Raw genomic sequence first — 12,106 nt, forward strand, 5'->3', positions numbered from 1 at the left:
TTTGTTTCGACGCGTCTTTGCGATTCTAGGTGATTCCGTCCCATCGCAAAACGCTTTGATCGGTCGCTCATGCGGCCCGGAAGAGCACCACAGACGAATAGTTCCTGACAATGAATTTATTTCTTCGACAGGATGGAACGTATCCGAAGGGGGATGCGTTTCGCCGATTGGCATTGCATGATCTCTTCACCCAAGACAGGCCTTCTCGCCTGCTCAGGTCGAATTTCCCGGCGAAGCCCGTGGTTGGGCCTCGCCGGGAAATTCTGCAAATGTTTGGTATCTTGCAGGTTCCCCTCCATCGGACCCATGGCGATCCGTGAGGAACCTGCTTGGGAGCGATGGTGGTGCCGGTGCCGTTTCACGGGAGTAGTGATGTCGAGGAATAAGAAGCCAGACGAGGATCTGCCCGATCAGAGCCCCCCGGGTGACGGCAAGCTCGATCCACAGATCCGCGACTATGTCGCTCGATCCCTCCAGGCCCATTACGAATCGATCGTCCGGGCCCCCGTGCCTGACAGGTTTTTGACACTCCTGGCCGAGCTCGAAGAGCAGGAGAAGAAGGCCGGGGAGGGCAAGGACGATGAGCGGCGATAGCTTCAAGGACGGGCTCGTCGCACATATTCCCAGTTTGCGTGCCTTTGCCGCGTCCCTGTCGGGCTCGATCACCCTGGCGGACGATCTGGTGCAGGATACGCTGCTGAAGGCCTGGGCCAATGCCGACAAGTTCGAGCCAGGCACCAATATGCGGGCCTGGTTGTTCACGATTCTGCGCAACATCTACTACTCGCTCTACCGCAAGCGTTCGCGCGAGGTGCAGGACAGCGATGGGATCTATGCCGAACGTCTAGCCGTTCACGCCGACCAGGAAGGGCATCTGGCGATCGCCGATTTCACGGCGGCCCTCGCCAAGCTGCCCGAGGAGCAGCGTGAGGCCCTGATCATGGTGGGTGCCTCGGGCATCTCCTATGAGGAGGCGGCGGAGATCTGCGGCGTGGCCCTCGGTACCATCAAGAGCCGCGTCAACCGGGCGAGATCGCGGCTGGCCGAGATGCTCTCGACCAATGATGCGGACGATACGGGCCCGGATGCCAAGATGCTGGCCGCCCTGCGGGTCGGTGGACGCGAGCCTCCCTCGTGACGGCCCGCTTTCGCCATACCTTTAATAAGGTCTTGGCCTTCGATACCGTCCAGGCCAAGCTTCTGACCTTCTTCCTGTTGGTCGCCATACCGGTCGGCGCCATCACCAGCATCATAGCGGTGGTGACCTATCGCGACAACGTCAAGACGATCGAGACGTCCCAGGCGCAGACCGTCGGCAATTTCGTCGTCCGCATGGGCATCTGGTATGTCGGCGTGCTCCGGGGACTGATGATCTCGGCCGCCGAGGTTACGACGGGCGCCTCCTGCGAGGCGGTCGGCAAGGCCAATGTGGGGCAGCTCGACGGCTACCAGGCCCTGCTGATCCAGGGTGACGGCGGCCCGACCTGCCTGTTTTCCGACATATCCGGCCTGGACCAGGCCGCTCTCGCCGCCGAACTGGCGGCGCAGGCCGCCAAGCCGGTGATCCAGCCCCGCGCCGTGCTTTCGTCGGTGACCAGCCGTTACGATTCGATTGTGCTCGCGGGCGAGCGCCGGCTCGTCGTCTATGCCAGGCGCGAAGGCAAGCCGGATGCGCCGGGCTGGCAGGCGCTGCTGGTGATCGCCCCGCAGGCCCTCGATCGTGTCTTCAATCTCGGCGAGGGCGATCGCGATTTCGTCGCTGCCCTGATCACCGCGCATGAGGATATCGTGTTCGCTCGGGGGCGCCCAGCCGGCGACAATGGCTGGCTGCCGGGCAAGGGCACCTTTCCCGTCACCCGTCAGCGCTGGGTCGCCGTCAGCGGAGCCGGCCAGACGCGGGTCTATTATGCCATGCCGGCGGCGGCACCCGATCTCTACATCGTCGCCAGCTTCCGCGACATTCATCTGCGGGCGGCGCGTTCGCAATTCCTTTTCCTGCTGCTGGCGCCCCTCGCCGCCCTGCTCTTGCTGCTGGTGGTCTTTGCCCGGGTGATGAAGCGGCATCTGGTGCAGTGGCTCAAGGGCATCGAGGCCGCGTCCCGGGCCCGGCGGCATTCCGGCTGGGGGCGCGTACCGCTCAGCGCCCAGATGCCATCGGACATTCGCAATGTGGTCGTCGCCTTCAACGACATGGTGGAGGAGCAGGAAGCCCGCGAGAATCGCCTGCAGACGACGCTTGCGGCCAATCACGCCCTCACCCGAGAATTGCATCACCGGGTGAAGAACAATCTCCAGGTGATGCAGAGCTATATCGGCCTTTCCAAGAACGCCTATGCCGGCGATGCCCGCATGGCCCTGAGCGAAGCCGAATGCCGGGTTCACGTGCTGTCGGCCGCCTACCGGGGAGCCCTGTCCGAGGGCGAGATGCATCCGGTTGCGATCGAGCCCTTCCTTCGCGACGTCACGCTGGTGATCGGCAGGTTGCTGTGCCACCCCGGACAAGACGTGACTTTACGTGGCCGCACCGAGACGACGCTGCCGGTGGATCGGGCGATCCCCCTCGGCTTACTCGTGGTCGATTATGCCTCCACGATCCTGCATGCCGGCTCGGCACTCGTCCTTACCCTCGATATCGAGGATCTCATTGGGGGGCGGTTCGGTTTCGGGTTTTCCGCCGACAGGCCGGTCGAACCACCACAGTCCTCGCGCATCCTGCTGGGCCTCGTGCAGCAGCTCGACGCGGCCGAGACGAAGGACGTCGCCACGCGCGATCTGGGCGCCTGGGAACTGGCCATCGCAGGCGACGAGGAGAAGCAGATGGGAGACCGGGCGCCCTGAAATTATTTACCGGCGCAGCGCCTTCAATCGACGCTTCCGCAGCGGAATAACTCTTGCCAACGGTCGTATAGTGCCTATGTTTTCCAGGAGGGTACCGGCAGGCGGCCGTCGGTTTGGCGATGTTCTCCCGCCGGTGCTGCTCAGGCTAGGTGCCGCCTTATGTCCGGTCCCGGCTGGATTGTTAGGAAATTGTAACTGAACTTTGCGCCCCCTGGCGCGTTAACAATCAAGCATGATCGGACGTTCGGCCGAGTATCAGGGGTATGGAACATGATGAACACTCTGCTTGCGGTTCTTTCGACCTTACTGGCCACGGGGCTTTGCATCCTCGCGGTAGCGTCGATGCGCCAGCCAGCCCGGGTCAGGGTCGTCGCGCGGCGCAACAGGCGGTTCCCGCCCCGGGACTGAGCCGGTTTCATAGCAAGTAGGACGGAATGGGGGAGGAACGCGGGTTCCTCCCCCATTCCGTTTATTGGGACCGTTCTTGCTGAAAATCCGCCTCATCCGTCGATCGCCGCCCGGATGCGGCGCGAGAGCTGGTCGATCGAATAGGGTTTGTAGAGCGGCCTCGTGTCGAGGCCGGGAATGTCGACCCGGCCATTGTCGTCGGGTGCATAGCCGGTGGTGAACAGCACCTTGATGTCCGGGGAATGGGCGCGGGCGCGGCTGGCGAGCTCGCCGCCATTCATCCCGGGCATAACGATGTCGGTGAACAGCAAGGTGATCTGGCGGCCGGCTGCGACGAAACCGAGCGCCTCGCTCGGGGATGCGGCTTCGAGAATGGTGTAGCCGAGCCCACTCAGGGCTTCCACCGCCATGGAGCGCACCCTTTCCTCATCTTCCACCACCAGCACAATCTCACCGGGATGGCCATGGAAGGTGGCGGGAAGTCCGTCCCATAGGGGGCGCTGGGCCTCGGCAGCCTCCGACCGCGGCAAATAGAGCCGGATGGTGGTGCCCTGTTCCGGCATGGATGCGATGGTAACGTGACCGCCGGTCTGGCGCACGAAGCCGAAGACCTGGCTGAGGCCCATGCCGGTGCCCTTGCCCACGCCCTTGGTGGTGAAGAAGGGGTCGAAGGCGCGAGCGGCCACTTCATCCGACATGCCGATACCCGTATCCATCACAGCCACACTGAGATAGGGGCCGGATGCGATGCCGAACTCCTCGGCCTGGCTGCGGCCCAGCATGACATTGCTGGTCTCGATGCTGAGTTCGCCCCCGTCGGGCATGGCGTCGCGGGCATTCACCGACATGTTGAGCAGGGCGTTCTCCAACTGACTCCTGTCGGTCTCCACCGCCCAGCCGTCCGGGGCCAGGATGGTGGTGATGTGGATATGCTCGCCGAGCGTGCGCGACAACAGATCGGTCATGTCGGCGATCATGGCGTTGGGCGACACCGCTTCTACCGTCAGCGGCTGCTGACGGGAGAAGGCGAGCAGGCGCCTGGTCAGCGCAGCGGCACGCTCGGCGCCGTCGAGCGCGCCGTCGATATAGCGCCCCACATTGGTCTGGCCGCGTTCCAGCTTGCGCTTGAGCAAGGTAAGGCCGCCGATGACCACGGCCAGCATATTGTTGAAATCATGGGCGATGCCGCCGGTCAGTTGCCCCAGGGCCTCGACCTTCTGCAACTGATGCAGGCTGTTCTCAGCCGTCGCCCGGGCGGCTATGGCAGCCTGGACGCGCTGCTCCAGCGTCTCGTTGAGTTCGCGAAGCTCGGCCTCTGCCTGTCTCTGCCTGGAAATGTCGGTGTTGGTGCCGAACCAGCGCAGGATGCGGCCGGTATCGTCCTTGACGGGGGCGACGCGGGTGAGGAAGGGTCGGAAGACGCCATCCCTGCCGCGGAGCGGGAAGACCATCTCGAAAGCGCTGCCTTGTTCGAGCGACTCCCGCCAGCCGCCGATGATATCAGGCAGCTTCGCGCGGTCATGCACCGACCGCCAGCCCCATCCCTGCATCTGCTCGAACGAGGATCCCGTATAGTCATACCAGCGCTGATTGTACCAGTAGATGCCGCCATGCGCGGCGGCCATCCAGCACAGGATCGGGATGTTGTCTGCCAGGGTGCGGAAATTGGCCTCGCTCTCGCGCAGGGCCGTTTCGGCCGAGCGGATGCGCAGCAAGGCGCGGACGGAAGCGACGAGCTCGACCGGCTCCCAGGGTTGGGCGAGGCAGGAATCGGCGCCAGCTTCCAGCGCCCGCATGCGATGATCACCCGAAACGAAGGAGGCCGAGGTTTGCAGCACCAGGGTTTCGGGATAATCCCGCTTGATGATGCGGCAAAGATCATAGCCGCTGATGTCCGGCAGCCTCTCTTCGAGAAGCACCAGGGTCGGCCGTCGCTCGCGGACCAGGACGAGAGCATCGAAGCCCGAGCCTGCCTCGATCACCTCGATTTCGCTCGCTCGGCCGAGAGCCTCGGTCTTGGTGCGCCGATCCGCTTCATGATCGTCGAGGTTGAGGACGAGATGGCGTCGAAACTCCATTGTACACCCACCTCGATGACGGCCCTGCCATAGGCGGGCTCCAGTCCGCATCCTAATACCAAGTTCTAAAAATATTGATCCGGGGAGGACATGCTTTACCGGGTGCGACGCCCACAATGGGTCAATATTTTTCAACCTGGGCATACATGGACGCCCACAACGTTTTGCTTGGGAGAACGCCCCGCATGGTGGAAGGTTCCGGCTCGATGCACAGCCGGTCTTCGAACGGTCCGGCGTCCTTGGCGCCCGTCGCCACGGCCCGATACTGCCGTGCCCAAGGGCGTGAAGCTTGACAGATGGGGTCATTCAAAGCGCTTTGAGATGTCGATTTTGGTTGTAATCCGGCGTCCTCACTCTATCTTAAGCATGGTCGTGCGCCCGCCTTCCGAAGATTACTCCGCCAAGGGGGAAGGAAATTGATCGCAGTGGGGAACCGCGGGGATCATGGCGGGTTGAGGTTAGGTACCACAGCGCGATGATTGTCATGCCTGGCTTGTTCCGGGCACCCGGATGACATGCGTTCAAGGTCGTCCGCGGGGACCGGAAGCGGCCGATCGTGGCAGATCCATGTCGAGCCTCATGAAGGCGTGCATGCTCTAGGCCATGGGCGTTCCTTGCCATAACCCAGACCGGGAGAGACATCGATGAGCAATGAGATAGAACAAAAGATCCGCGACAAGGCCCATGAATTGTGGGTTTTGGACGGACAGCCGGAGGGGCGCGAATTGTTCCATTGGGACTTGGCGCGCCAGCTCGTCCTGCAGGAGAATACGGCGGAGTTCACGCTTGTGCCGACGCCGCCCTGCGTCGAGGATTTGATCGACCCTCTGGCCGCACCGGACAATCTGCGTGAGATCCCGGACCTGACCCATCTCGGGGAAGAGGCGGTGGAAGCCGAAGTGCCGCTCAAGAGGATCGCTTGAGCCCGATCGCCGAAGGTGGGCTTGTCCCTCCGAATGGCCGGGGCGCAGGGTGCGTTCCGGCCCGAATTGCGGTGGCTTGCGTCGCCTCTGCATTTTCCAGACCCAATCTTTGAAAATACGCCCTTTCGAGCGGCTGAAATCGCAAAATCCGGCCCCGATGTGTGCCCGACACTTGCCTCTGCGCCGCAAGGTGCTTACTGCGAACGCTGACCGAATTGATAGGAAGCGTCCGCATGTCTGCCTCTTTGAACCGCCTCGTCGACGAGATGTTGGCGAATGCCTTTTCAGCCTGTGGATTGCCGACCGAAACAGCCCGTGCCGCCCGCTCCACGCTGCCTGAGCTTGCCGACCTGCAGTGCAACGGCGCCATGCCGCTGGCTAAGAGCCTCAAGCGCAATCCACGCGAACTGGCAGAGCAGGTGGCCGAAAAGCTGAGGGACCTGCCGGCCTTCAAGGAAGTGTCGGTAGCCGGCCCCGGCTTCCTCAATCTGCGCCTGTCCGATGCCTTCCTGTCCGAATGCGCCGCCGCCCAGGCCGCCTCGCCCGATCTCGGCATCGTCCAGCTTCCGGCGGACACCGTAGTGCTCGACTATGGCGGCCCCAACGTCGCCAAGGCGCTGCATGTCGGTCATATCAGGGCGCTGGCAATCGGTGAGAGCCTGAGGCGTATCAATGCGGCCCAGGGGCTGGACGCGATTTCCGATATCCATCTTGGTGACTGGGGCCTGCAAATGGGCCAACTGATTTCGGAGATTCGCCTGCGCTGGCCCGACCTCGGCCCGGGCGAGACGCCGGATCTGACAATGGACGATCTGCAGCGCCTTTATCCGGAGGCTGCCGCTGCCTGCAAGGCTGATCCCGCCCGCATGGAGCTCGCCCGCGCCGCCACGGCCGCTTTGCAGGCCGGCGATCCCGATGCCACCGCGATCTGGCAGAAGCTGCGCGACATCTCGCTGACGGCTCAGCGCGAAGACATCGATCTGCTCGACACACATTTCGACCTTTTCCTGGGTGAAAGCGATGTGCAACCGCTGATTCCGGACATGATCGCCGACATGCGGGCCAAGGGTGTGGCCGTCGAGAATGACGGCGCCCTGATCGTCGACGTCGCCATTCCCGGCGACAACAAGCCGATGCCGCCGCTGCTGCTGCAGAAGAAGGATGGCGCGGCGCTCTATGCCACCACCGATCTCGCCACCATCGTGGCCAGGGTTCGGGATCAGGATCCCAGCCGCATCATCTATGTCGTCGATCAGCGCCAGGAGCTGCATTTCCGGCAGGTCTTCCGCGCAGCCGAACTGGCCGGGATCGCGCCGGGCGTGGAATTGATCCATGCCGGCTTCGGTACGGTGAATGGTGCGGACGGCAAGCCCTACAAGACCCGCGACGGCGGCGTTGCCCAGCTCAAGGATCTGCTCGCCGATGCGATCGAAAAGGCGCGTCAGCGCCTCGACGAGGTGATCGCAAGGCGCTCGGTCGATCCCGCGTTGGACCTCGACACGCTGGCTCGTCAGGTCGGCATCGGCGCGGTTAAATATGCGGATTTGTCGTCGTATCGCCTCTCTGGCTACATTTTTGACATCGAGCGGATGACCGCCCTGGAGGGCAAGACCGGTCCCTATGTGCAGTATGCCTGCGTACGTACCGGCTCGATCCAGGCGGAGGCCCGGCTCAAGGGCTTCGAAGTCGGTCCGATTGCGGTCGAGGCGCAGGCCGAGCGCAATCTGGTGCTCGAATGCACCCGGTTGCCGGAGGTGGTTGCGTCTGCCACCCGGAACAACGCGCCCAACGAGATCGCCGACCACGTGTTCACGGTCGCCCAGGCTTTCAGCCGCTTTTACGATGCCTGTCCCGTTCTCAAGGACAACACCGAGGCCGAGCGTGCCTCGCGCCTGGCTTTGTGCGGCCTCGCGCGCGCCGTGCTGGAGAAGGAACTGTGGCTGCTCGGCATTGAAGTGCCGGAGAAGATGTAACGTCAGGCGCGGGAGTCTCTTCCCGCGCTTCCCGTTTGCTGCTACGCACGCCTCTAATTGACTGACAAATAGAGGCAGATAGCATGAGCCAGCATTCCATCGCCATCATCGGCGTCGGCAAGATCGCGGTCGACCAACATCTGCCGGTCATCGCCAAGAACCCGGCCTTCCGGTTGGCGGGCCTGGTCAGCCAGCGCGGCATCGAGCAGCCCGGCGTGCCGACCTTCCGCACGCCGGCCGAACTCTATGCCGCCCTGCCGGATCTCGACGCGGTGGCGATCTGCACCCCGCCTTCCGTGCGCCACCAGGTGGCGCTGGAGGCGCTGAATGCCGGCATGAACGTGCTCCTGGAAAAGCCGCCCGCCCCGACCGTGAGCGAACTGGCCGATCTCGTGCGCCAGGCCGCTGCCCGGCGCTGCGTGCTGTTCGCCACCTGGCACTCGCAATACAATGCCGGCGTCGCGGAAGCGAAGAGACATCTTGCCGACCGGAAGATCGCATCCCTCGCCATCACCTGGAAGGAGGACGTGCGCCGTTGGCATCCAGGGCAGGAATGGATCTGGCAGCCCGGCGGCTTTGGCGTGTTCGATCCCGGCATCAACGCCCTGTCGATACTCACCGAGATTGCGCCGGAGCCCTTCTTCGTCACGGCCGCGACGCTGACCTATCCCGCCAATCGCGATACGCCGATCGCGGCCAAACTTACCTTCGCCTCCGATGCCGGCCAGCCCGGCGCGGCGTTGACGGCCGAGTTCGACTGGCGCCAGACCGGAGACCAGACCTGGACGATCGAGATCGTCGTGGAGGACGGCACCAGGCTCACTCTCAGCGATGGCGGTTCGAAGCTTGCCGTGAACGGAACGCTGGTCGTGACGGAGCCGATGGCCGAATATGAGGGCATCTACGCCCGCTTCGCCGACCTGCTCGATCGTGGCGAGAGCGCGGTGGATGCCGCTCCCTTCCATCTGGTCGCCGACGCGATGGTGGTGGGCAAGCGCGAGACGACCGACGCCTTCGAGTGGTGATCGCTCGAAGCGGCCTCAATAGGTTGCCCGGCCGCCCGAGAGATCGAACACCGCGCCCGTGGTGAAGGAATTCTCCTTGGTGGCCAGCCAGCAGATCATCGCGGCCGCCTCGGCGAGCTCCAGCATGCGTCCGCGCGGAATCTTGGAGAGGATCATCTTCAGGAATTCGGGATCCTGGCTCATCGCCATCGTCGTCTTGGCCACGGCGGGCGTTACCGCATTGACGGCAATGTCGTATTTGGCGAGTTCCTTGCCCAGCGACTTGGTCAGGGCCAGCACCCCGGCCTTGGTGGCGGAATAGGCCGGTGCGCCGGGATTGCCTTCCTTGCCGGCGACCGAGCTCAGATTGACGATGCGTCCGTAATTGCGGGCGATCATGTGCGGCACCACGGCATGGCAGACGTGGAAGGTGCCGACCAGCCCGACATGCACCACCTCGGCGAAGGCCTCAGGCGGGTATTCCCAGGTGTTGGCGTTGGGACCGACGATCGCAGCATTGTTGATGAGCACGTCGATCTGGCCGAAACGCGCCAGGGTCTGCTTGACGCCGGCCTCCACCGAGGTGAGGTCGCCGATATCGACGTTGAGGGCTTGGACCTTGCCGTCCCGGCCATATTTGGACTCCAGGGCCTGCAGGAGGGAAGCATCCCGATCCCAGATCGAAACGTTGCCGCCGCTGGCCAGAATGCGTTCGGCGACCGTCAGCCCGATGCCCTGGCCACCTCCGGTGACGATGGCGGCCTGTCCTGCAAAATCGTAGCTGTTCATGGGAACGTCCGGGGAAACTGAGGTGAGGGAAGGCCGGCGCGGGCGAGTTCCCGCGCCGGGTCGGAATCAGAAGTTGAACTGGTCGATGTTGCCGGCGTCGAAGGTCGTCAGCTCGGCCTGGGTGTTGATGATGTGATCGGCCCCGATGGTGATCTGCCCGAGACCGGGAACCTCGAATTTGGTGCCGGGCTCGTTCTTGATGGTGCCATTCTTGACGCCCACGGCGAAATAGGAGGTAAGCAGGCCTTCATTATAGGGGCTCCAGAGCTGGAAGGCCTTGAGCGTGCCGTCCTTGATGAAGGGTCGCATCTGGTTGGGCGTGCCGAGGCCGGTGAGCGTGATCTGCTTGGCCTTGCCCTGGGTCTGCAGCACCTGCGCCGCCGCGGCGACGCCTACGGTGGTTGGCGAGATCACGCCCTTGAGGTTGGGGTATTTCTGGATCAGCGCTTCCATCTCCGTGGTGGATTTCTGCGGATCGTCGTCGCCATAGGCCACGGTGACCAGCTTCATCTTGGCATATTTGGGATTGCTGGCGAGGCTCTCCTTCATCGCCGCGATCCAGGTGTTCTGGTCGGGTGCGTCGGTGGTGGCGGAGAGGATGGCGATCTCGCCTTCATAATTGATCTGCGAACCGAGGAGCTCGACCTGGCTCGGCCCGGTCTTGGTGAAGTCGACGGGCAGGATGCCGGCATCGCGATGGTCGAGATTGCCGACGAGGTCGCCATTAACAGCCAGCACCAGGATGCCGCGCGAGCGGGCGCGGTCGAGCACCTGGTTGAGGGCATCAGGGCTGTTGGGGGAGATGGCGATCACACCGACGCCGCGCTGGGTCTGCGCGGTGATGAAGGGGATCTGCGAGGTGGCTTCGGCGGTCGCCGGGGCCTGCATGTCGAAATCGCAGCCGACCTTGGCGCAACCGTCCTGGAAGCCCTTCACCAGTGAATCGAAATAGGGATTGCCGGTGTTCTTGGGAATATAGACGATCGAGACCTTGTCAGCCGCCTGCGCATTGACGGCGGCGGTCAAAGCGAGCCCGAGCGACAGCCCGAGTAGAAGCGTTTTCCTCAGCATGGTTCCCTCCTGATGATGATCGCAGGCCGGTTTCTCCCGGCTATCTCTGGTTGCGGGCGTAGATCGTGTTGGTCGCGATGATGGAGATGATGAGAAGGAGGCCCATCACCGTGAGCTGGTAGGTCACGGGGATGTTGGCGACCGTCATGCCTGTGGCGATGATCACCAGGAGCCAGGAGGCGATGAAGGTGCCAGCGATGGTGCCGCGCCCGCCGAAGATGTAGGTGCCGCCGAGCATGACGATCAGCACCATCTGCAGCTCGCCGCCGGTGGCGAGATCGTAGCGCACCGAGGCCAGCCGCGAGGCCGCCAGCAGGCCGCAGAGTGCGCTGGTGAGGCCCATCGCCAGGAACAGGGCGAACTTGATGCGCCTGACCTTGATGCCGGCATGGCGCGCGGCGATCTCGCTGGTGCCGATCTGGTAGATCTGCCGGCCCAGAATGGTGGCGCCGAGCACGAAGGCCAGCACCAGCGAGGCGGCGGCAAAGATCAGCACCGGCACGGGCACGCCGAAGAGGGTGCGATAGTCGATGCCGACGAACCAGGCCGGGAACTTGCCGATGGATCTGTCGCCGGCCAGCACCTGGGCGAGGCCGCGATACATGATCAGCGTGCCGATGGTGACCATCAGCGAGGGCAGGCGCAACCATAGCACCATGAAGCCGTTGAAGGCGCCCATGCCGAGGCCGGCAGCGAGGCTCGCCGCCATGGCCCAGCCGATCGGCAGGCCGGCCTGGTACGCGGTGCCGAACAGGCAGGCCGTGAGGGCCATGGTGGAGGCGGGAGACAGGTCGATTTCGCCGGCGATGATCACCAGGGTCAGCACCAGGGCGATGATGGAGAATTCGGCGTAGTAGGTGGCGCTTTCCAGGATGAAGGTCAGCGAGGCGAAGAAGGGCGAGAGCAGGCAGGCGATGACGATAGCGCCAGCCAGCAGCACCAGGGTCATGGTCTCAGGCCGCACCAGCACCGTACGCCAGAGCGGCAGCGGCTTGGCGGCGTCCTGCGGGGAGACGGCGGTG

At 63.7% G+C, this 12,106-nt stretch carries 10 protein-coding genes; 6 read left to right on the forward strand and 4 right to left on the reverse strand.

Annotated elements, in window-relative coordinates; genetic code table 11:
• Window positions 1–372: 372 nt before the first annotated feature.
• Genes ACZYTC_RS20035 through ACZYTC_RS20045 form a run of 3 tightly spaced genes read left to right on the forward strand, consistent with a single transcriptional unit; the run spans window position 373 to window position 2,838 of the window.
• Window positions 373–594, forward strand: coding sequence for a NepR family anti-sigma factor (locus ACZYTC_RS20035; protein ID WP_434958752.1), 222 nt, complete (start codon window positions 373–375; stop codon window positions 592–594).
• Window positions 581–1,138 carry a sigma-70 family RNA polymerase sigma factor gene (locus ACZYTC_RS20040; protein ID WP_434958751.1) on the forward strand — a complete coding sequence of 186 codons (558 nt, stop codon included), beginning with the start codon at window positions 581–583 and terminating at the stop codon, window positions 1,136–1,138. Before ACZYTC_RS20035 ends, ACZYTC_RS20040 begins: the two co-directional genes overlap by 14 nt.
• 32 nt (window positions 1,139–1,170) lie before the next feature.
• Window positions 1,171–2,838 carry a histidine kinase dimerization/phosphoacceptor domain -containing protein gene (locus tag ACZYTC_RS20045; protein ID WP_488990389.1) on the forward strand — a complete coding sequence of 556 codons (1,668 nt, stop codon included), beginning with the start codon at window positions 1,171–1,173 and terminating at the stop codon, window positions 2,836–2,838.
• Between the two features lie 500 nt (window positions 2,839–3,338).
• Here ACZYTC_RS20045 and ACZYTC_RS20050 read toward each other — a convergent pair whose 3' ends face one another.
• Entirely contained in the window at window positions 3,339–5,324 is a 1,986-nt protein-coding gene (locus tag ACZYTC_RS20050; protein WP_434958749.1) for a response regulator, read from the reverse strand.
• A 644-nt stretch (window positions 5,325–5,968) separates the two neighbouring features.
• Between ACZYTC_RS20050 and ACZYTC_RS20055 the strand changes: the two genes are divergently transcribed.
• The 3 genes from ACZYTC_RS20055 (at window position 5,969) to ACZYTC_RS20065 (ending at window position 9,245) form a co-directional block, all read left to right on the forward strand.
• The gene (locus tag ACZYTC_RS20055; RefSeq protein WP_434958748.1) at window positions 5,969–6,247 is read left to right on the forward strand and encodes a DUF2934 domain-containing protein; all 279 of its coding nucleotides are present in this window, start codon (window positions 5,969–5,971) and stop codon (window positions 6,245–6,247) included.
• A 233-nt stretch (window positions 6,248–6,480) separates the two neighbouring features.
• Window positions 6,481–8,220: an arginine--tRNA ligase gene (argS, locus tag ACZYTC_RS20060; RefSeq protein WP_441770874.1), complete on the forward strand. Its 1,740-nt coding sequence runs from the start codon at window positions 6,481–6,483 to the stop codon at window positions 8,218–8,220.
• Window positions 8,221–8,303: 83 nt separating this feature from the next.
• A complete protein-coding gene (locus ACZYTC_RS20065; RefSeq protein ID WP_441770875.1) occupies window positions 8,304–9,245 on the forward strand; it encodes a Gfo/Idh/MocA family protein in 942 nt (313 codons plus the stop codon).
• A 15-nt stretch (window positions 9,246–9,260) separates the two neighbouring features.
• On the opposite strand, the gene ACZYTC_RS20070 is transcribed toward ACZYTC_RS20065, so the two are convergent.
• From ACZYTC_RS20070 to ACZYTC_RS20080, 3 genes are all read right to left on the reverse strand, one after another.
• Window positions 9,261–10,013 carry an SDR family NAD(P)-dependent oxidoreductase gene (locus tag ACZYTC_RS20070; protein ID WP_441770876.1) on the reverse strand — a complete coding sequence of 251 codons (753 nt, stop codon included), beginning with the start codon at window positions 10,011–10,013 and terminating at the stop codon, window positions 9,261–9,263.
• 66 nt (window positions 10,014–10,079) lie between these two features.
• Window positions 10,080–11,084, reverse strand: a complete 1,005-nt coding sequence (locus ACZYTC_RS20075; protein WP_434958744.1) for a substrate-binding domain-containing protein — start codon at window positions 11,082–11,084, stop codon at window positions 10,080–10,082.
• 40 nt (window positions 11,085–11,124) lie between these two features.
• On the reverse strand, window positions 11,125–12,033 hold the full coding sequence (locus ACZYTC_RS20080) for an ABC transporter permease (protein ID WP_441770877.1): 909 nt from the start codon (window positions 12,031–12,033) through the stop codon (window positions 11,125–11,127).
• Between the last annotated feature and the right edge of the window lie 73 nt (window positions 12,034–12,106).

This window comes from Labrys sp. F242 (assembly GCF_057813875.1).